Source organism: Bradyrhizobium zhanjiangense, assembly GCF_004114935.1.
GTDB lineage: Bacteria > Pseudomonadota > Alphaproteobacteria > Rhizobiales > Xanthobacteraceae > Bradyrhizobium > Bradyrhizobium zhanjiangense.
In genome coordinates, this window is the sequence record NZ_CP022221.1 from 868,165 (window position 1) to 888,153 (window position 19,989).

The window sequence follows — 19,989 nt, forward strand, 5'->3', positions numbered from 1 at the left end:
CCCGCAAGCGGGAGAGGTGCATCGCCTCTTTGGCTTGCACAGAACCAACCAAAGCTGACCCTGCTTTCGATACGCGAATGCAGATGACCATCACGCCGTCGCAACGACTGCCTCACTTCGCCGACGCTAAAAGCTTTCGCGCTTGGCGCGCCGACCCGGCGCAATGGCTGGGAATCGCGCTCGACATCGCGCGCGGCCACGGTCTCGATGTCAGCGCGCTGCACGTGTTCGCGACCGGCACCAATCTCGTCGTGGGGTTCGGCGACAAGCTGATCCTGAAAATCTTCCCGCCGCTGCTGCGTACGCAATTCGTGTCCGAGCGTGGGTCGCTGGCGCAACTGAAAGGCCATCTCGATCTACCGATTCCCGAGATCGTCGCCGAAGGGGAGCGCAACGGCTGGCCTTATCTGATCATCACCCGCCTTGCCGGCATGCTCGGCTCGGAGGTGTGGCCGCAATTGGCGGAAGACCAGAAGGAGCGCGTGCTGCGCCAGATCGGCGAGACCATCGCGGCCGTGCAGCGCGCGCCGCTCGGAGAGCGCGCGCACATCGAGCCGCGCTGGGACGGCTTCATGCGCCAGCAGATGCAGGGCTGCAAGGCGCGGCACGCGCGTCTCGGCCTTGCGCCGAAATTCCTCAAAGGCCTCGATGATCTCCTGCGCGACGCCGCAAAGCTCATTCCGATGGATGCGCCGCCGGTGATCCTGATCGGCGAATACATTCCGGAAAACTTCCTGCTCGCCTGCCGGAACGATCAATGGTCGCTCGCCGGCCTGTTCGATTTCGGCGACGTGCTGGCGGGATGGCGCGACTACGATCTGCTCGGCCCCAGCGCCTTCATGGCGGCGGGCCGGCCGGGCCGGGTGCACAGCCTGCTCGAAGGCTTCGGCTATGCAAAGCTGGATTTCGAGCTGAAGCGCCGCCTGATGGCCCTGATGCTGCTGCACCGCGCCAGCGACCTCAACGGCCACATCTGCATCGAGGGCTGGCAGGACATGGCGGGCGATCTGGTCGAGTTGCAGGAGCTGATCTGGCCGGGGTGATCGCCGGTCGTCCACCACTGGTGTCGTCCTGGACAAGCGCAGCGCCGATCCAGGACCCATTACCCCAGGGAGAAGTTTGACGAAGACTCGTTGTTACCAGCTTCGCGCTGCAACTCCTCCCTGGGGTAATGGGTCCTGGCTTTCGCCAGGACGACAGCGGAGAGGGAGGCGTGCCCGCCAAATGAGCCGCTATATCGAATAGCCTACATAATAAGCAAATGCCACGCTTTGTATGCAATGACAATGATTTGGGCTGTCGTCCTTCAGGCCGCAAATCGGACCTTTCGCCCGCGATTTCAGCGGATTAGCGCGCTGGGCGACGCTCCACTAACCCTTGGCACGAACCTTGCGAATCCGGTTCCAACCAAAAACTTTGTGTTGGAGCGATTTCATGAAGCGCCGCGATTTCCTTAAGTCCGTTTCCGGATTGGCCGCTGGCGCGGCGCTTCCGGCCGTGCCGTCCGTGATCTCCTCCGCTTATGCCGATGCCCGCTCGGAGACACTGCTGATCGTCTCGGAAGGCGGCCCCAATAATCTCGACATCCACGGCGTCGGCACCAACGTGCCCGGCTATGAGGTGTCCTGGAATTGCTACGACCGCCTGATCAGCCACGAGATGAAGAGCGGCCCCGGCGGCGTGCCCTATTACGACCGCGACAAGTTCAAGGGCGAGCTCGCCGAGGACTTCAGGATCGACGACATGTCGGTCACCTTCAAGCTGCGCAAGAACGCCAAATTCCACGATGGCACGCCGGTCACTGCGAAGGACGTGAAATGGTCGCTCGACCGCGCCGTCAGCGTCGGCGGCTTCCCGACCTTCCAGATGAGTGCGGGCTCACTGACCAAGCCCGAGCAGTTCGTCGTGATCGACGATTACACCGTGCGCGTCGATTTCCTGAAGAAGGACAGGCTGACGATTCCCGATCTCGCGGTCATCGTGCCCTGCATCGTCAATTCCGAACTGGTGAAGAAGAACGCCAGCGAGAAGGACCCCTGGGGTCTCGAATTCACCAAGCAGCAGACCGCCGGCTCCGGTGCCTACAAGGTGACGAAGTGGACCGCCGGCACCGAAGTGGTGATGGAGCGCAACGAGGATTGGGTCGGCGGTCCCCTGCCCAAGATCAAGCGCGTGATCTGGCGCATGGTGCCGCAGGCCGGCAACCGCCGCGCGCTCTTGGAACGCGGCGATGCCGACATCTCCTATGAGCTGCCGTTCAGGGATTTCCAGGAGATGAAGGCGAATGGCAAGCTCAACGTGGTGTCGCTGCCGTTCTCCAACGGCATCCAGTATATCGGCATGAACGTGACCAAGCCGCCGTTCGACAATCCGAAGGTGCGGCAGGCCATCGCCTACGCGATGCCGTACCAAAAGATCATGGACGCCGTGCTGTTCGGCCTCGGCAATCCCATGTTCGGCGCTGCCAAAGACAAGCCGACCGAAGTCGCCTGGCCGCAGCCGCACAAATACAACACCGACATGGACAAGGCGAAGGCGCTGCTCACTGAAGCCGGCTATGCCAACGGCTTCGAGACCACGATCTCGTTCGACCTCAACTTTGCCGGCGTCAACGAGCCGCTCTGTGTGCTGGTGCAGGAGAGCCTCGCGCAGCTCGGCATCAAGACCACCATCAACAAGGTACCCGGCGCCAACTGGCGCACCGAGCTCAACAAGAAGGAGATGCCGCTCTTCACCAACGTGTTCTCGGGCTGGCTCGATTACCCCGAGTACTTCTTCTACTGGTGCTATCACGGCAACAATTCCGTCTTCAACACCATGAGCTACAAGTCGGCGGAGATGGACAAGCTCATCGACGGCGCGCGCAATGCTGCGGCTGTTGGCGACAAAGCAGCTTACGATGCCGACGTGAAGGGCTTCGTCGATCTCGCCTACGCCGATATCCCGCGCATCCCGCTGTACCAGCCCTTCGTCAACGTCGCGATGCAGAAGAACATCAGCGGCTACCAATACTGGTTCCACCGCCGCCTGGATTATCGCGCGATGGCGAAGGGGTGAGAGGGCATGCTGGTCGTCAGCGACGCATCGGCATCGGCACTGGGCTCCCTCTCCCGCTTGCGGGAGAGGGTTGGGGAGAGGGTGTCTCCGCTTTGGGATTGGCAGGGATTGCGGAGGGTGTCCCCGCGCGGCCAGAGCCCTCACCCGCCGCGCTCTGCGAGCGCGTCGGCCTCTCCCGCAAGCGGGAGAGGCGAAGCAAGCCCGCGGAGCACCCCATGCTGACCATGATCGGCAAGCGCCTGATGTTCGCGATTCCCTCGATGATCGGCGTCGTCATCGTCACCTTCCTGCTGACGCGCGCGCTGCCCGGGGACCCCGCGGCCTACTTCGCCGGTCCCGCCGCAACCAAGGAAGCCGTCGAGCAGATCCGGAAAAAACTTGGCCTCGACCGGCCGCTGATCGAGCAGTTCTTCCGCTATACCAACGACCTCGCCCATGGCGATTTCGGCAACTCGCTCACCACGGGCCAGCCGGTCGCAACCGAGATCCGCAACCGCCTGCCGGCCTCCGCCGAGCTGACGCTGCTCGGCCTCATCGTCTCGATCGTGATCGCTATCCCGCTCGGCGTGCTGGCGGCGACGCGGCCGGGCTCATGGGTCGACCATCTCTGCCGGGTCACGACCACGGCCGGCGTGTCGCTGCCGGTGTTCTTCACCGGCCTCGTGCTGGTCTATGTCTTCTATTTCCGGCTCGGCTGGTCGCCGGCGCCGCTCGGCCGCCTTGACGTGTTCTACAGCGCGCCGCCAACGGTGACGGGCTTCTATCTCATCGACACTTTGCTGGCCCGCGATGTCGAGGCGTTCCGTTCGGCGCTGAGCCAGCTCATCCTGCCGGCGACGACGCTCGCGATCTTCTCGCTGGCGCCGATCGCGCGCATGACGCGCGCCTCGATGCTGGCGGTGCTCGCCTCGGAGTTCGTCCGCACCGCGCGCGCCAGCGGCCTGTCGCCGTCGACGGTCATCGTCACCTACGCCTTCCGCAACGCCATGCTGCCCGTCATCACCACGCTCAGCATGGTGTTCTCGTTCCTCTTGGGCGCCAACGTGCTGGTCGAAAAAGTGTTCGCATGGCCCGGCATCGGCTCCTATGCGGTGGAAGCGCTGATCTCGTCCGACTTCGCGCCGGTGCAGGGCTTCGTGCTGACCATGGCTGTCATGTACGTGCTGCTCAATCTCGTGATCGATATCCTCTATGGCGTGATCGATCCGCGTGTGCGGTTGGAGGGCTGAACCATGATGAGGTTTCGTCCTATGCAAACTCCGACGAAGGTCCGCCCCCTCTCCCGCTTGCGGGGGAGGGTTGGGGGGGGGGTATCTCCGCGGGCGAGAGCCCCGATGTGGAGAGAGCCCCCACCCGGCGCGTTGCGCCGACCTCCCCCGCAAGCGGGAGAGGTAAGGCGCCCCGCGGCTTGCTGGTTTGGTCAAACAACACCCGGGTGATCTCATGAGCTCCGTTGCGCCTGCTGTTGAACCGGTCGGTCCCGCGCGTACCTCGGGGCTATCGGCAATCCTCGAACAGACGCGCTATGTCCTCAGCGAAAACAAGGTCACGGGCTTTGCCTTTGCGCTGCTGATCCTGATCCTGGCCGCCGCGATCTTCGGTCCCTATGTGGTGCCCTACGATCCACTGGCCTCCGACACCGCGGCGACGTTGCAGCCGCCGTCGGCGGCGCACTGGTTCGGCACCGATCAGTTGGGACGCGACATTTTCAGCCGGGTCATCGTCGCGACCCGGCTCGACACCTTCATCGCGATCGCCTCCGTCGCGCTGGTGTTTTTGATGGGCGGCCTCGCCGGCATCGCGGCCGGCTATTTCGGCGGCTGGACCGACCGCATCGTCGGTCGCATCGCCGACACCATCATGGCGTTCCCGCTGTTCGTGCTGGCGATGGGCATCGTCGCCGCGCTCGGCAACACCGTGCAGAACATCATCCTGGCCACGGCCATCGTGAACTTCCCGCTCTATGCCCGCGTCGCGCGCGCCGAGGCCAATGTCCGCCGCAACGCCGGCTTCGTGCAGGCCGCGCGGCTATCAGGCAACGGCGAATCCCGCATCCTCTTGGTGCATATCCTCCCCAACATCATGCCGATCATGATCGTGCAGATGTCGCTGACCATGGGCTACGCCATCCTCAATGCTGCGGGCCTCTCCTTCATCGGTCTCGGCGTCCGCCCGCCCACGGCCGAATGGGGCATCATGGTCGCGGAAGGCGCGGGCTTCATGGTCTCAGGCGAATGGTGGATCGCGCTATTCCCCGGCCTCGCGCTGATGATCGCCGTGTTCTGCTTCAACCTCCTCGGCGACGGCCTGCGCGACATCGTCGATCCCCAGCGGAGGACGTGATGGCTAGCGTAGGTCCAAATTTGCCGCAGAAATTCCCCAATGAAATCAATCCCGTTCTACTGTGCATGGGGTTGTTTTTGCCATTTTTGTTTGGGAGGCACCCCTGACCGCCCAGCCCCTGCTCGACATCCAGGACCTCACCGTCGAATTCACGACCCGCCGCGGCATCGTGAAGGCGGTGCAGCACGTCGACATCACCGTCGCCAAGGGCGAGACGCTGGCGATCGTCGGCGAGTCCGGCTCCGGCAAATCGGTGACTTCCTATGCGGTGATGCGCATCCTCGATCGCGCGGGACGGATCGCCGAGGGCTCGGTGATGTTCTCGGGCATCGACGTCAAAGCCGCGACCGAGGACCAGATGCGCGATCTGCGCGGCCGCGAAGTCTCGATGATCTTCCAGAACCCGCGCGCAGCGCTCAATCCCATCCGCAAGGTCGGCGACCAGATCGAGGACGTCTTGCGCACCCATGTGCAGCAGGCCCAGGTCGCCGATCACGGCGAGAAGGCGATCGAGGCGCTGGAGCAGGTCAAGATCGCCCGCCCGCGCGAGCGCTACCACGCCTATCCGTTCGAGCTATCAGGCGGCATGTGCCAGCGCGTCGTCATCGCGCTGGCGCTCGCCTGCAATCCGCAACTGCTGATCGCGGACGAGCCGACGACCGGCCTGGACGTCACCACGCAGAAGGCGGTGATGGATCTGATCGTCGAGCTGACCAAGCGCCGCGCGATGTCGACCATCCTGATCACCCACGACCTCGGCTTGGCCGCCGCCTATTGCGATCGCGTCGTGGTGATGGAGAAGGGAAGGGTGGTCGAGACCGCGAAAGCTGCCGACATCTTCGCAAGCCCCCAGCACCCCTACACCAAGAAGCTGATGCGCGCGACGCCGCGGCTCGGCGTGAGCTTGCGGGATCTGTTGCCGGAAGAGGATGGCGCGGCGGCGGCGTCCTTCGCCTCTCCCCGCGTGCGGGGAGAGGCCGACACGCTCGGCAGCGCAATTGCGCGCCAGAGCGTGGCGGGTGAGGGGGACTCTCCCAGCACCGTGCTCGCGGATACAGCCCCTCACCCCGACCCTCTCCCCGTGAAGAACGAGGAGAGGGAGAAGAAGCCCCTCCTCCTCGTCGACAGGCTCGTCAAGGAATACCCCCGCCAGGGCGCGACCGCCCTGCTCGGAAAACTGTTCGGCCGCAAGCCGCCCGTGGAGCCGGACGTGTTCCGCGCCGTCGATGGCATCAGCTTCTCGATTGGCGTCGGCGAGAGCGTTGGCCTCGTCGGCGAGTCCGGTTGCGGCAAATCGACGACGTCGATGATGGTGATGCGCCTCCTGGACCAAACCTCGGGCCTGATCCAGTTCGACGGCGAGAACATCGGCGGCATCGCGCCTGCCAGCTTCGCCCGGCTGCCGCAGCGCAGCCGGATCCAGATGGTGTTCCAGGACCCGACCGACAGCCTCAACCCGCGCTTCACCGCCGCGCGCGCCATCGCCGATCCCATTCTGCAGCTCGGCGACATCAGGGGCCGCGACGCGCTCCGCGCCCGCTGCGAGGAGCTGGCCACCATGGTCGGCCTGCCGCACAACCTGCTCGACCGCTTCCCGCATCAATTGTCCGGCGGCCAGAAAGCCCGAATCGGCATCGCCCGCGCCATCGCGCTGCATCCCAAGCTCGTCATCCTCGACGAGCCGACGGCGGCGCTGGACGTCTCGGTGCAGGCCGTCGTGCTGAACCTGCTTCAGGACCTCAAGGCGCGACTAGGTATGAGCTATCTGTTCGTCTCGCATGATTTGAATGTGGTGCGCTTGTTGTGCGATCGTGTCATTGTGATGCGGACGGGTCGGATCGTCGAAGAGGGCTCTTCCGAGAATGTCTTGAGCGATCCGCAGGACGACTACACCAAAGAGCTGCTGACGGCGATCCCGCATCCGCCGTTGCAGATACACTAAGAGTGCACTGATTGTTCGAGAGAGCGATGGCCGAACCGCTGGACGACTATATCGACGCCGTATCGAAAGCGCTGGCACTGCCGGTTGAGGAGGCCTGGAGGCCGGCGGTGCGCGCCAACCTCGAAGTTTCGCTGCGGCTTGGCCGCCTCGTCGACGAATTCGCGCTGCCGGACGAGACCGAGCCGGCGCCGATTTTCACGGCCTGACGTCGCCATGACCATCAAGCCAGAGATGACGGCCTCGGGAATCGCGAGCGCGGTTGCGGGCGGCAGGATGTCGGCGCTCGCTGCCACGGAAGCAGCTCTCGCGCGCATCAAGCAGCACGACACCATCCTCAATTCCTTCACCGACGTCACCGCCGATCGCGCCTGTGCCAAGGCGCGCGCGATCGATGCCGACATCGCCGCGGGCAAGAAAGTCGGCCCGCTCGCCGGCGTGCCCTTCGCGGTGAAGAACTTGTTCGATGTCGCGGGCGTCGTCACGCGCGCCGGCTCGAAGATCAACCGCGACCTCGCGCCCGCCAGGCGCGACGCCACGCTGATCGAGCGGATGGAAGCGGCCGGCGCCGTGCTGGTCGGCGCCCTCAACATGGGCGAATACGCCTATGACTTCACCGGCGAAAACATCCATGACGGTCCCTCGCGCAATCCACATGACACCACGCGGATGACCGGCGGCTCGTCGGGCGGCTCCGGCAGCGCCGTCGGCGGCGCGCTGGTGCCGATCGCGCTCGGCTCGGACACCAATGGGTCGATCCGCGTGCCGTCCTCGTTCTGCGGCATCTTTGGCTTGAAGCCGACCTATGGTCGGCTGTCGCGGGCGCGCTCGTTCCCGTTCGTGGCGAGTCTCGATCATCTCGGTCCACTCGCACGCTCGGTCACCGACCTCGCACTCGCCTATGACGTCATGCAGGGCCCGGATGCCGATGATGGCGCCTGCACCACCCGTGGTGTCGAACAGGTGGCGCCGCTGCTCGGCGAGTCCATCTCAGGCTTGCGCGTCGCGATCGCCGGCGGTCACTTCCAGAAGAACGTGTTTCCGGAAGCGGTCGAAGCCGTCAGCCGCGTTGCCAAGGCGCTCGGCGCGACTGAGGTCGTCGACATCCCCGAAGCCTCGCGCGCCCGCGCGGCCGCCTATGTCATCACCACCGCCGAGGGCGCCTCGCTGCATCTCGACCGCCTGCGCAAGCGCCCGAACGATTTCGATCCGGCCGTGCGCGACCGCTTGATCGCCGGCGCCATGGTGCCGGCGCCGCTGATCGACCGCGCGCAAAAATTCCGCCGCTGGTATCGCGCTCAGCTGGCCGAAATCTTCAAGTCGGTCGACGTACTGCTTGCGCCGGCAACGCCGTGCACCGCGCCGAAGCTTGGTCAGGTGAATTTCACGCTCGACGGCGTCGAGCTGCCGGTGCGGGCCAATATCGGCATCCACACCCAGCCGATCTCCTTCATCGGCCTGCCGGTCGTCGCCGTGCCGGTGCCCCTCGAGCCGCTGCCGATCGGCGTGCAGATCATCGCCGCGCCTTGGCGCGAGGACATCGCGTTGCGCGTCGCGCACGCATTGGAGAAGATGGGCGTGGTATCCGCGCCGTCGCCGAGGGGACTTTAAGAGGAATTTGAGATGGAGATCGATCTCCCCGACGTGATCGCGGAAGTCAAAGCCGCATTCGAGCGCTATGAGCAGGCCCTCGTCAGCAACGACGTCGCCGTGCTCGGCGAGCTCTTCCGCAATGATTCCCGCACGCTGCGCTACGGCATCGGCGAGAATCTCTATGGCTATGAGGCGATCTCCGGCTTCCGCGCCGGCCGCTCGCCGGTCGGCCTGAACCGGCGCACCGCGAAGACCGTGATTACGAGCTATGGCCGCGAGGCGGCCGTGGCCTCCACCTTGTTCTATCGCGACACGGCGCCCGGCAAGGTCGGCCGGCAGATGCAGACGTGGATTCGTTTCCCCGAGGGCTGGCGCGTCGTCGCCGCCCATGTCAGCATCATCGACGAGCCGAAAGAGACCGTATGACGCTTGACGACTTTCCGCAGGGCACGCTGCCGGCCGAGCCGGTGGTGCCGCGCGTCGACCGTCCTTCGCCGTCGGTGCACAAGGTCACGCGCGCCGAGGAACTGCGCCTTCAGCTCGCCGATGAGATCGTGCGCGGAACCCTGGCTCCCGGTGCACCGTTGGACGAAACCGACATTGCGCGGCGGTTCAGCGTCTCGCGCACGCCGGTGCGCGAGGCGTTGCGCCAGCTGGTCGCGAGCGGTCTCGTCGAGGCGCGCGCCCATCGTGGCGCGGTGGTGGCGCAGCCCTCGATCGAGCGTCTCAAGAGCATGTTCGAGGCGATGGCTGAGCTCGAGGCGCTGTGCGCGGGCCTTGCCGCCGAGCGCATGTCCGCCGCCGAGCGGCATGGATTGGAGTCCATTCACGAAGAGCTGCGGGTGCTGAGCTATGCCGGCAATCCCGAGCGTTTCCACGAGGTCAATGAGCGCTTCCACAATGCGATCTATGCGGGATCGCAGAATGGCTACATCGCCGAGATCACGCTCGCCACCCGCGTCCGCGTGCAGCCGTTCCGCCGCGCCCAGTTCCGCAATCTCGGTCGCCTCGCCAAATCGCAAGCCGAGCACGACCGCGTCGTCGTCGCCATCATGCGCGGCGACAAGCAAGGCGCCGCCGCTGCCATGCGCGCACACATCGAGTTGGTGCGCGGCGAGTATGAGATCTACGCGGTGTCGGTGTAGGGCGGCGCGCGCGGTGCCGTAGCAACCATTAAACGCCGAGGAGTTTTTCAGTCCACGGCGTTCCGCGTTGCACGACGGTGTTGGCATAGATGAGCAGCTTGCGCGCGCATGCGATGAGAGCGGCATTGTGAGCCTTTCCGGCCGCAGTCAGGCGGGCATAGAGGGCCATGACGGCCTTATTCCAGCGGAAGGCCGCAGGCAGGGCTGCCGCAAACAGAGAGCGACGCAGGCGAGCGCGGCCGCCGGCGATACGGCGTTGGCCCTTGTACTGCCCGCTATCGTTGTCGAAGGGAGCCAGCCCGGCAAGGGCTGCGACTTCCTCCCGGCTGACACGGCCGAGTTCAGGCATGCGGACCAGGAGGGCCAGTGCCGTGCGCTCACCGATCCCGGGAATGCTCATCACGAGGTCAAGGCGGACAGCGAGATCGTGGTGAGCGCGTAGTTGCTTGGCGATGTGACGGATTTGGGAGAGCCGCCTTGCCTTCAACCGGGCAATGTCATCCAGCACGATGCGGCGTAGCCCAGGCTTATCGAGATGCTCGAGCCGGGTCTTGAAGCGCTTGATGTCGTCCTCGATCTGCTCGAGGAAGGTGAGCTGCTCGGCGAGCTCCGCCAAGCGCGGATCCGGCGCACTCCTCACCTCTTCGAGCGATGCCGCGCAGGCAGCAATCAGCGCGGCATCCAGCGTATCGTTCTTGGCGCGACGCAATCGGGAGCGGCCGAACGCCTTGACCTGGATCGGCTGCAGCACCAGCACGATGACGCCGGCCGCACGCAAATGCTCCACTACCCCACGCTCGTAACCGCCGGTCGCTTCGATCCCGACTCGCTTGACGCCAGCTTTGGTCAGCAGTTGCACCAGCTTCCGCCAACCGGGAAGGTCGTTGGCGACCTCCCAACCCTCGTCTCGACCATGAACTACAATGTCGAGCTTCGCCTTGGACGTATCGATTCCCGCTGTCGTCGTGCTAGTCTGTGCCATCTTCGTCGACCCTGCCTTGTGAAGCGAACCTGATTGTTCCGGCAACCATCCGGGTCCGATGAAGGTGCTGGCGCGATCCTGCTACGGGGCAGCCACAAACTGCTCAGGGTGGGCGCGATCCGATCGCCAGCGGCCTGCCGCGGGTTGCAGCCGCGGCAGGCCATTCCTCACGGAACACGCCGACAATATCTGATTGCGCTATTACAAGGGTGGGCAAAGGCGCAAAGCGCCGTGCCCACCGTCTTTCCTATTTGATGTTGATGGTGGGCACGCTTCGCTTTGCCCACCCTACGGCACCTAAGCCGTCGCGGCTTCCTTCATATACTTCCGCCAGCCACCATACGCCGTGATATCGCGCGCCTCGCCCAGCACCTCAGGCTCGACGAGAAAGCCCTTCACGCTGCGGCCATCAGCGAGCCGGATCGTGCCGATCGCCATCGGCGCGGGAATCGCATTGACGAACTTGCCGAAGGCGGACGACGACAGCGACCAGATCTCCAGCTCGATCGCGGCGCCCTTGCCGGCTTCGACGCGCAGCATGCCCGGCTTCGGCGGTGTGGTCTTGAGCGCGTAGAGCTTGTAGTCGGGCGCTGTCTTGGTCGCCTCGACCAGCTTCCCGTTCAGGGCCTTCAATTCGCGGTTCAGCGCCATGCCAGACAGATGGGCGCCGACGACGGCGATCGGAATCTCGTCGCCGCTGCTTGCGAGAAGCGGCGCGAGCGGTGCTTGCGCCACGCGCTGCGCGCCGAGACTCAGCTTCGTATCCGCATGGAACACACGGCCGATGCTCGCGAGCAGCGCGTCGCATCCTGCGGGGGCGAGCAGCGTGATGCCGAATGGAATGCCGTCCGCGCGCATCGAAGCCGGCACGGCGAGGCCACAGAGATCGAGCAGATTGACAAAATTGGTGTAGGTGCCGAGCCGACTGTTGAGCTCGATCGGATTGGCCAGCACTTGCGCGGTCGTATAAGCGGTCGGCGCCGTCGGCAGCACCAGGGCGTCGATATGCGCGAAAGTGCGCTCGGCGGCCTTGCGCAGGCCCTGGAGGCGGTAGAGCGCGGAGAAGGTCTCCGCCGCCGTCAGCCGCGCGCCGGCCGCCGTGATCTCGCGCGTCACCGGATGGATCGCATCGGGTGCGGACGCGAGCAGATTCTTGATCACGAGGTAACGCTCGGCGACCCACGGACCCTCATAGAGCAGCCGCGCCGTCTCGTAGAACGGCTCGAGGTCGAACTCAGTCAGTGTCGCGCCAAGGGCGGTCCAGCGCTTCAGCGCATCGCTGTAAGCGGCTTCCACTTTCTTGTCGCCGAAGAAGATCAGCTGTCCGTTGCGCGGCACGCCGAGGCGCAAATTCGCCGGCAACGGCGTGATCGGCTGAAGCGGCCGGTCGCGCGAGAACGGATCGGCCTGATCCGGCCCCGCCATCACGGAGAGCGCCAGCGCGGTGTCGTCGACCGTCAAGGCGAATACCGAGATGCAGTCGAGCGTGCGGCAGGCGGGCACCAGGCCCGCGGTCGAGATCATGCCGAGGCTCGGCTTCAGCCCGACGATGTTGTTGAGCATCGCCGGCACGCGGCCGCTGCCGGCGGTGTCGGTGCCGAGCGACAGCGGCACCAGCCCGGCGCCGACGGCGACCGCCGATCCCGAACTCGATCCGCCGGGAATGAGATCGTCGCGGATCGAATTCTTGGGAATGCCGTAGGGCGAGCGCACGCCGACGAGGCCGGTCGCGAACTGGTCGAGATTGGTCTTGCCGATGATGATGGCGCCGGCGGCGCGCAGGCGCTCGACCGCGGTGGAGTCGCGTGTCGGCGTATAGGAGAAGGCGGGGCAGGCCGCCGTGGTCGGAAATCCCAGCGCGTCGATATTGTCCTTGACCGCAACCGGCACGCCATAGAGCGGCAGGCTCGCGGCATCCTTCGTGGCAAGTCTCTCGGCTTCCGCGACTGCGTCCTTTTCGTCGCGCAGGCTGATGAACACGGCGGGATCGTTATGGTCGCGGATGCGCTGATAGGTCCGTGCGACCGTCTGCGCCGGCGTCAGGGTGCCCGCGCGATGCGCGGCCACAATCGCGGCGATCGTTTCAGGCTGCTCAGCCCCCATGGCGACAAAACTCCGGCAACTGGTTTCCCCGGCTTGAAGCAAGCGATGTGCCATTGTGTACAGTATCGGGGCCAGGCAGGTGCCGCGGATATTGTCGTGAGATCAGTAGCTTGCGGAGTTCTGGTGGTCGAGCGCAATTGCTCGGTTGCAGGCATCTGCTTAAACTGTGGGCAGCCGAGATCAGGTAAAGTCGGCGAGGATCCGGAGCAGGTGCTGCCGGTTCTCCCTGCCGAGCTTCGCCTCGACATGCCGCTCGTGTTCGGCCGCGAGGCGCTTGAACTTGGCCAGCGCCGCCGCGCCCGGCGCGGTGAGGTGTAGCGCGTGCGAGCGCCGGTCCGTCTTCGACTTGATCCGCTTCACGTATCTGCGCTGTTCGAGGCTGTCGAGCAGATGCACCAGCCGGGCGCGCTCGATGCCGAGGCGCTTGGCCACCGCCATCTGCGACAGGCCCGGATTGGCGCCGATCACCGTCAGCACCGAATATTGCGTCGGCCGGATATCGACCTCGCCGAGCGTCTTGATGAAGTCCTGGAAGATCCAGATCTGGAAGCGCCGCACCGCATAACCGGCGTGGCCGACCAGCGCGTCCAGGCCGACCTCGTCGGCGTCGTTCCGCTGCACGGCGCCGTTGCCGGCGCGTTGGCGTGGGGACGTCTGGGCTGCGCTGGTTGTCACATCGTGTCTCCCTCTGCCGAACCTTAGCGCTTCGACGCTCGGGGTGAAAGATTGTTGTTGACGACAACAATTGTCGTGCCCAACATTGTGGCCAAGGCAGCCCGGAACGAGGCTGCGGCCGATCCCGGATCCGGGGCGAGGAGGAAACCCGATGACAGCCGCCTCACGCGGTGATGCTGCGAGCCTGTTCGCAACACCCAGAACCGTTGCCGAGCATCGCGCCGACGGCAGCATCGTGCTGCGCTCGCCCGAGCCGCTTGGCGAAAGCGCGCGCTGCACCGGCGACTGGCTGGAGCAGTGGGCGCGGCAAACGCCCGATACGATCTTCCTCGCCGAGCGCGGCAGCGCCGAACGGCCCTGGACCACCGTCACCTACGCGCAGGCGCTGCGGCAGGTACGGGCGGCCGCGTCCTGGATCCTGGCGCAGGGCCTCAGTGCCGAGCGCCCGCTCGCCATCCTCTCCGACAACAGCATTGATCATGCGCTGCTCGCGCTCGCCGCGCAGCATGTCGGCGTGCCCTCGGCGGCGATCTCGCCTGCCTATTCGCTGATGTCGAAAGATTTCGACAAGCTCAGGAGCATGATCGCGCTGCTCGAGCCAGGCGCGATCTATGTCTCCGCGATGAAGCCATTTGCGGCGGCGCTAGATGCGATCGGGCCGCTGCACACGGCGCAGATCATCAGCGGCAATGCCGACGATGTCGACGCGCTGTCGTTCCGCACCATCGCGGCGACGCCCGAAACGTCCGACGTCGCAAAAGCCTTCGCCGCGGTGACGCCAGACACGATCGCAAAATTGCTGTTCACCTCGGGCTCGACCGGTACGCCCAAGGCGGTCATCAACACCCAGCGCATGCTGACATCGAGCCAGCAGGCCAAGGCGCAGACATGGACATTCCTCGAACCGGGCTGCGGCGATCTCGTGATTCTCGATTGGCTGCCCTGGAGCCACACCTTCGGCGCCAATCACAATTTCAACCTCGTGCTGCGCAACGGCGGCTCGCTCTACATCGACGGCGGCAAACCGGCTCCGGGCCTGTTTGCGATCTCGCTCGCCAATCTAAGAAGCGTGATTCCGACGGTCTATTTCAACGTGCCACGCGGCTTCGACATGCTGATCGCGGCGCTCCGCGGCGATGAGGAGCTGCGCCGCCGCTTCTTCGGCGAGGTGAAGTTCGCGTTCTATGCTGGCGCCGCGCTGCCGCAGAATCTCTGGGATGCGCTGGAGCAGCTTTCCATCGAGACCGTCGGTCGTGCGTTGCCGATGGTCTCGGCCTGGGGCTCGACCGAAACTTCCCCGCTCGCGACCGATTGCCATTTCCTCGCAGAACGCTCGGGCAATATCGGCGTGCCCATTCCCGGCACCGAGCTCAAGCTCGTCGCCTCCGGCGATAAGCTGGAGGTGCGCGTACGCGGTCCCAACGTCACGCCGGGCTATTGGAAGGCGCCCGAGCTGACGAAGCAGGCGTTCGACGAAGAGGGCTTCTATCTCATTGGCGACGCCGTGAAGTTTGCCGATGCGAAGCGGCCTGAGCGCGGCCTGTTCTTCGATGGTCGCGTCGCGGAAGATTTCAAGCTCAATTCCGGCACCTGGGTCAGCGTCGGCACGCTGCGCGTCGCCGGCATCGCCGCATTGGCGCCGCTCGCGCAGGACATCGTCGTCACCGGCCATGGCGGCGACGAGGTGCGCTTCCTGGTGTTCCCGAATATCGCTGCCTGCCGCGCCCATGCCGGGCTGGGCGAGACGGCAACTGTGAACGACGTGCTGGCGCATGACAAGGTCAGGACCGCGATCGCGCAAGGTCTGGCACGGCTGAAACAGCAGAGCGGCAACTCCTCCGGCCATGCCACGCGCGCGTTGCTGCTCGCCGAGCCGCCGTCGGTCGACGGCGGCGAGATCACCGACAAGGGCTACATCAACCAGCGCGCCGTGCTGACGCGCCGCGCGGATGCGGTGGCGCGGTTGAATGATGATGCGTCGGCGGAGTGGATTGGCTGTGCTTGACCGGGCGCTCTCCTCACACCTTCTTCGCTTCCACCGCCATTCGCACCGCGAGCCCGGCCAGCACCGTGCCCATCAGCCAGCGCTGCAACAGCATCCAGCTCGGCCGGCTCGCCAGGAACAGCGCGATCGATCCGGCCGCGAGCGCGATCATCGCATTGACGCTGACGCTGATCGCGATCTGGATCGCCCCTAACACCACCGACTGTGTCAGCACGCTGCCGGCGGTCGGATCGATGAACTGCGGCAGCAGCGCCAGATACAGCATCGCGATCTTCGGGTTGAGCAGGTTGGTGACGAAGCCCATCGCGAACAATTTGCGCGGGCTGTCGATCGCGAGCTTCCTGACCTGGAACGGCGAGCGCCCGCCCGGCTTCACCGCCTGCCAGGCGAGCCACAGCAGATAGCCGGCGCCAGCGAAGCGCAGCGCGTCATAGGCGAAGGGAATGGCGAGCAGCAGCGCCGTGATGCCGAACGCCGCGCACAGCATGTAGAACACGAAGCCCAGCGCCACGCCGCCGAGCGAGACGATGCCCGCCGCCGGCCCCTGCGTGATCGAGCGCGAGATCAGGTAGATCATGTTCGGCCCGGGCGTGAGCACGAGGCCGAGGCAGACGAGGGCAAAGCCGAGCAGGGCAGGAGTGTGGGGCATGGGTGAACCGGTGCGGAGGACGCGATGGTTCTAATATGCGCGGCGAAGTGGGGCCATCGCGCAATTGCACGGAGGACAATTGAGTTTCTGGGCGCGCGCTCGCTGCGCTCCCTCGCCCCGTTCTTACGGGGAGAGGGTTGGGATGAGGGGCTTCTCTCCACGGATGAGATCGCCGAGAGGCCTGTACCCTCACCCGGATCGCGCCGGACGATGCTCCGCATCGCCGGCGGCGATCCGACCTCTCCCCGCAAGCGGGAAGAAGCGAAGAGACAGCTTCAATGCGCCTCGTCCCAGTTCGTCGCGGCACGCGCATCGACATGCAGCGGCACCGACAGCAGCACGGCCGGGAACGGGGCGTCCTGCATCACGTGCTGCACCACGGGCAGCGTCGCCTCGACTTCGGCGTCCGGCACCTCGAAGATCAATTCGTCATGCACCTGGAGCAGCATCTGCGCCGACAGCTTCTTCTTGACCAGCGCATCTTCCACGCGCGTCATGGCGCGCCGGATGATATCGGCGGCGGTGCCCTGGAGACGGGCGTTGATCGCGGCGCGCTCGTTGAAAGCGCGCACCGAGGCGTTGGAGGCCTTGATATCGGGGTAGTGGCATTTGCGGCCGAACAGCGTGGTGACGTAGCCGTAGCTGCGGCAGAAGTCGCGCGTCTCGTCCATATAGGCGCGGATGCCGGGGAAGCGCTCGAAGTATTTCTTGATGTAGGCCGAGGCCTCCTCGCGCGCGATGCCGAGCTGGTTGGCGAGTCCGAACGCCGAGATGCCGTAGATGATGCCGAAATTGATCGCTTTGGCGCGGCGGCGGATTTCGCTGGGCATGCCCTTGATCGGGACGCCGAACATTTCCGACGCGGTCATGGCGTGAATGTCGAGCCCGTCGCGGAACGCCTGCTTCAGCACAGGAATGTCGGCGATCTCCGCCAGCAGCCGCAGCTCGATCTGCGAATAGTCGGCGGAGACCAGCTTGTGCCCGGGCGTCGCGACGAAGGCCCGGCGGATCTTGCGGCCGTCCTCGGTGCGCACCGGGATGTTCTGCAAGTTCGGCTCGTTCGACGACAGCCGGCCGGTCGTGGTCGCGGCCAGCGCGTAAGTGGTGTGTACGCGGTGGGTCTGCGGATTGACGTAAGTCGGCAGCGCGTCGGTATAGGTCGATTTCAGCTTCGAGACCTGGCGCCACTCCAAAATCTTCTTCGGGAAGTCGTGGCCCTGCTCGGCGAGCTCATCGAGCACCTGGGCGGTGGTCGACCATGCGCCGGTTTTTGTCTTGCTGCCCCCCGGCAATCCCATCTTGCCGAACAGGATGTCGCCGATCTGCTTGGGGCTGCCGACATTGACCGGCTCGCCTGCGATCTCCTGGATCTCGGCTTCGACCCGCGCCGCGGTCTGGGCGAATTCGCCCGACAACCGCGACAGCACCTGACGGTCGATCGAGATGCCGCGCCGCTCCATGCGTGCCAGCACGGATACCAGCGGCCGTTCCAGCGTCTCGTAGATGGTGGTCATGTGCTCGGCGACGAGGCGCGGCATCAGCACGCGCCAGACGCGCAGGGCAATGTCGGCGCCTTCCGCCGATAAGGGGGCGGCCTTGTCGATCGGCACCTGGTCGAAGGTGATCCTGCCCTTGCCGCTGCCGAGCAGCCCGTTCTCCTTCAGCATGGCATGGCCGAACCAGCGCTCGGACAGCGATTCGATCGCATGCGAGCCGCGGCCGGCATCGAGCACGTAGGAGATCAGTTGCGCGTCGTCGATGTTGCGCAAGGTGATGCCGTGCTGTGCCAGCATCACCGCGGTGAACTTGACGTCGAAGCCGATCTTGAGGATGCCTGACGATTCCAGCACCGGCCGCAGCGCTTGGATCGCGTCGTCGTGCTTGACCTGGTCGGGTGCCAGGCCCGCGTCGAACAGGCCGGCGCCGCCGCCGGATTGCTTGTGCGCCAGCGGCACATAGCAGGCCTCGTTTGGCGCCACCGCCAGTGCGATGCCGCAGAGATCGGCCTGCATGGGATTGATCGAATTCGCTCTCGTCTCGATCGCGACATGGCCGGCATCATGGATGAGCGCAATGAAAGCGTTGAGCTCTTTGAGCGTCTTGATCGCCTGATACTTGCCGCGCTCGACTGGAAGCTTGCGCAGCGCCTCTTCGCGCGCGGCGGCGAGCGAAATCGGCGCACCCTTCGGGCTCGCGGCCTTGTCCTCCTTGCTTGCCGATTTGTTGCGCTCGCGCGGAGCAGCTTGCGCCGGCGTGCCGGTTCCCGGCGCGGGCACCACATCCGAGGGCGGCAGCGGCGAGAATACGCTGGCGCCCTTGGCATAGCCGGGATCGGCATCGACGTTGGCGGGATCGATCTGCGAATAGTCGGCGACGCGCCGCGTCAGCGTCGTGAATTCCATCGCCTTCAAGAAGGCGATCAGCTTGCGTGCATCCGGCTCGTGGACGGCGAGGTCGTCGAGAGGCACCTCGAGCTCGACCTTGTCATCGAGCAGCACGAGCTGCCGCGAGATCCGCGCCTTCTCCGCGTTCTCGAGCAGCGCCTCGCGCCGCTTCGGCTGTTTGATCTCGCCGGCACGGAACAACAATTGATCGAGGTCGCCGTATTCGGTGATCAGCTGCGCCGCGGTCTTGACGCCGATACCGGGCACCCCAGGCACGTTGTCGGTGGAATCGCCGGCGAGCGCCTGCACCTCCGCCACCTTCTCCGGCGGCACGCCGAATTTCTCGATCACCTCGGGGATGCCGATGCGGCGGTCCTTCATGGTGTCGTACATGGTGACGCAATCGGTGACGAGCTGCATCAGGTCCTTGTCGGAGGACACGATGGTCGCGCTCGCGCCGCGCTCGCAGGCCTGCCGCACATAGGTCGCGATCAGATCGTCCGCCTCGAACCCGACCTGTTCCAGGCAGGGCAGGTCGAAGGCGCGCACGGCCTCGCGGATCAGCGCGAATTGCGGGATCAGATCGTCAGGCGCCGGTGGCCGGTGCGCCTTGTAGTCGGGATAGATCTTGTTGCGGAAAGTGATTTCCGACTTGTCGAAGATGATCGCCAGATGCGTCGGCCGGTTGTCCTCGGGCATGTCGCGCAACAGCTTCCACAGCATGTTGCAGAAGCCGAGCACGGCGTTGACCTGGAGGCCGTCGGACTTGCGGTTCAGCGGCGGCAGCGCGTGATAGGCGCGGAAGATGTAGGAGGAACCGTCGACCAGGAAGACATGGTCGCCCTTGCCGGCCGCCTTCGCCGCGACCGGCTTGGCAGTAGCTTTGGCAGCAGCGGATTTGCTCTCGGCGGCCGCCTTGGGCGCGGCAGCCTTGGTTTCAGCTTTGGCGGTGGTCTTCGGGGACGTTTTGGGTGCGGTTTTGGGCATGGCCGCAATGTATGAATTTTTGCGGGCTTTGACAGCCTTGGAAGGCGGATTTTTGGCTCGCTGGCGCCACTATCCCCACTGTCATTCCCCGCGAATGCGGGGAATCCAGTAACGCCGCGGCCTATCG

At 65.3% G+C, this 19,989-nt stretch carries 15 protein-coding genes; 10 read left to right on the forward strand and 5 right to left on the reverse strand.

Annotation, left to right across the window (positions count from 1 at the left end):
- Positions 1–83 precede the first annotated feature (83 nt).
- The 9 genes from XH85_RS04080 to XH85_RS04120 all read left to right on the forward strand — a co-directional run bounded on the left by XH85_RS04080 (position 84) and on the right by XH85_RS04120 (position 10,077).
- The gene (locus XH85_RS04080) at positions 84–1,043 is read left to right on the forward strand and encodes an aminoglycoside phosphotransferase family protein (protein ID WP_128937086.1); all 960 of its coding nucleotides are present in this window, start codon (positions 84–86) and stop codon (positions 1,041–1,043) included.
- A 391-nt stretch (positions 1,044–1,434) separates the two neighbouring features.
- The gene (locus XH85_RS04085; RefSeq protein WP_128930860.1) at positions 1,435–3,057 is read left to right on the forward strand and encodes an ABC transporter substrate-binding protein; all 1,623 of its coding nucleotides are present in this window, start codon (positions 1,435–1,437) and stop codon (positions 3,055–3,057) included.
- 215 nt (positions 3,058–3,272) lie between these two features.
- Positions 3,273–4,286 carry an ABC transporter permease gene (locus XH85_RS04090; RefSeq protein ID WP_128930861.1) on the forward strand — a complete coding sequence of 338 codons (1,014 nt, stop codon included), beginning with the start codon at positions 3,273–3,275 and terminating at the stop codon, positions 4,284–4,286.
- Between the two features lie 214 nt (positions 4,287–4,500).
- Complete coding sequence (locus XH85_RS04095; protein WP_128930862.1) at positions 4,501–5,400, forward strand: ABC transporter permease; 900 nt, start codon at positions 4,501–4,503, stop codon at positions 5,398–5,400.
- A gap of 103 nt (positions 5,401–5,503) precedes the next feature.
- Entirely contained in the window at positions 5,504–7,342 is a 1,839-nt protein-coding gene (locus tag XH85_RS04100; RefSeq protein ID WP_128937087.1) for a dipeptide ABC transporter ATP-binding protein, read from the forward strand.
- 26 nt (positions 7,343–7,368) lie between these two features.
- Entirely contained in the window at positions 7,369–7,548 is a 180-nt protein-coding gene (locus XH85_RS04105; protein WP_128930863.1) for a DUF4089 domain-containing protein, read from the forward strand.
- A 7-nt stretch (positions 7,549–7,555) separates the two neighbouring features.
- Positions 7,556–8,950 (forward strand): AtzE family amidohydrolase, encoded by a 1,395-nt coding sequence (locus tag XH85_RS04110; protein ID WP_164939126.1) that lies wholly within the window; start codon positions 7,556–7,558, stop codon positions 8,948–8,950.
- A 12-nt stretch (positions 8,951–8,962) separates the two neighbouring features.
- A complete protein-coding gene (gene hpxZ, locus XH85_RS04115; protein ID WP_128930864.1) occupies positions 8,963–9,358 on the forward strand; it encodes an oxalurate catabolism protein HpxZ in 396 nt (131 codons plus the stop codon).
- Entirely contained in the window at positions 9,355–10,077 is a 723-nt protein-coding gene (locus XH85_RS04120; RefSeq protein WP_128930865.1) for a GntR family transcriptional regulator, read from the forward strand. Before hpxZ ends, XH85_RS04120 begins: the two co-directional genes overlap by 4 nt.
- 28 nt (positions 10,078–10,105) lie before the next feature.
- On the opposite strand, the gene XH85_RS04125 is transcribed toward XH85_RS04120, so the two are convergent.
- From XH85_RS04125 to XH85_RS04135, 3 genes are all read right to left on the reverse strand, one after another.
- Positions 10,106–11,059: an IS110 family RNA-guided transposase gene (locus XH85_RS04125; RefSeq protein WP_128930866.1), complete on the reverse strand. Its 954-nt coding sequence runs from the start codon at positions 11,057–11,059 to the stop codon at positions 10,106–10,108.
- A 297-nt stretch (positions 11,060–11,356) separates the two neighbouring features.
- Positions 11,357–13,162, reverse strand: a complete 1,806-nt coding sequence (atzF, locus tag XH85_RS04130) for an allophanate hydrolase (RefSeq protein WP_128930867.1) — start codon at positions 13,160–13,162, stop codon at positions 11,357–11,359.
- A gap of 180 nt (positions 13,163–13,342) precedes the next feature.
- A complete protein-coding gene (locus XH85_RS04135) occupies positions 13,343–13,837 on the reverse strand; it encodes a MarR family winged helix-turn-helix transcriptional regulator (protein ID WP_128930868.1) in 495 nt (164 codons plus the stop codon).
- A 151-nt stretch (positions 13,838–13,988) separates the two neighbouring features.
- Here XH85_RS04135 and XH85_RS04140 point away from each other — a divergent pair, with 151 nt between their 5' ends.
- Positions 13,989–15,842, forward strand: coding sequence for a feruloyl-CoA synthase (locus XH85_RS04140; RefSeq protein WP_164939775.1), 1,854 nt, complete (start codon positions 13,989–13,991; stop codon positions 15,840–15,842).
- A 13-nt stretch (positions 15,843–15,855) separates the two neighbouring features.
- On the opposite strand, the gene XH85_RS04145 is transcribed toward XH85_RS04140, so the two are convergent.
- Positions 15,856–16,491, reverse strand: a complete 636-nt coding sequence (locus XH85_RS04145; RefSeq protein WP_128930870.1) for a LysE family translocator — start codon at positions 16,489–16,491, stop codon at positions 15,856–15,858.
- Between the two features lie 275 nt (positions 16,492–16,766).
- Entirely contained in the window at positions 16,767–19,862 is a 3,096-nt protein-coding gene (gene polA, locus XH85_RS04150; RefSeq protein ID WP_128930871.1) for a DNA polymerase I, read from the reverse strand.
- Positions 19,863–19,989: the final 127 nt, after the last annotated feature.

Excerpts from the sequence above, each read along its gene's own strand:
- XH85_RS04080 (WP_128937086.1), top strand. The coding sequence starts at position 84 with ATGACCATCACGCCGTCGCAACGACTGCCTCACTTCGCCGACGCTAAA.
- XH85_RS04085 (WP_128930860.1), top strand. The coding sequence starts at position 1,435 with ATGAAGCGCCGCGATTTCCTTAAGTCCGTTTCCGGATTGGCCGCTGGC.
- XH85_RS04090 (WP_128930861.1), top strand. The coding sequence starts at position 3,273 with ATGCTGACCATGATCGGCAAGCGCCTGATGTTCGCGATTCCCTCGATG.
- XH85_RS04095 (WP_128930862.1), top strand. The coding sequence starts at position 4,501 with ATGAGCTCCGTTGCGCCTGCTGTTGAACCGGTCGGTCCCGCGCGTACC.
- XH85_RS04105 (WP_128930863.1), top strand. The coding sequence starts at position 7,369 with ATGGCCGAACCGCTGGACGACTATATCGACGCCGTATCGAAAGCGCTG.
- XH85_RS04110 (WP_164939126.1), top strand. The coding sequence starts at position 7,556 with ATGACCATCAAGCCAGAGATGACGGCCTCGGGAATCGCGAGCGCGGTT.
- hpxZ (WP_128930864.1), top strand. The coding sequence starts at position 8,963 with ATGGAGATCGATCTCCCCGACGTGATCGCGGAAGTCAAAGCCGCATTC.
- XH85_RS04120 (WP_128930865.1), top strand. The coding sequence starts at position 9,355 with ATGACGCTTGACGACTTTCCGCAGGGCACGCTGCCGGCCGAGCCGGTG.
- XH85_RS04125 (WP_128930866.1), bottom strand. The coding sequence starts at position 11,059 with ATGGCACAGACTAGCACGACGACAGCGGGAATCGATACGTCCAAGGCG.
- atzF (WP_128930867.1), bottom strand. The coding sequence starts at position 13,162 with ATGGGGGCTGAGCAGCCTGAAACGATCGCCGCGATTGTGGCCGCGCAT.
- XH85_RS04140 (WP_164939775.1), top strand. The coding sequence starts at position 13,989 with ATGACAGCCGCCTCACGCGGTGATGCTGCGAGCCTGTTCGCAACACCC.
- XH85_RS04145 (WP_128930870.1), bottom strand. The coding sequence starts at position 16,491 with ATGCCCCACACTCCTGCCCTGCTCGGCTTTGCCCTCGTCTGCCTCGGC.
- polA (WP_128930871.1), bottom strand. The coding sequence starts at position 19,862 with ATGCCCAAAACCGCACCCAAAACGTCCCCGAAGACCACCGCCAAAGCT.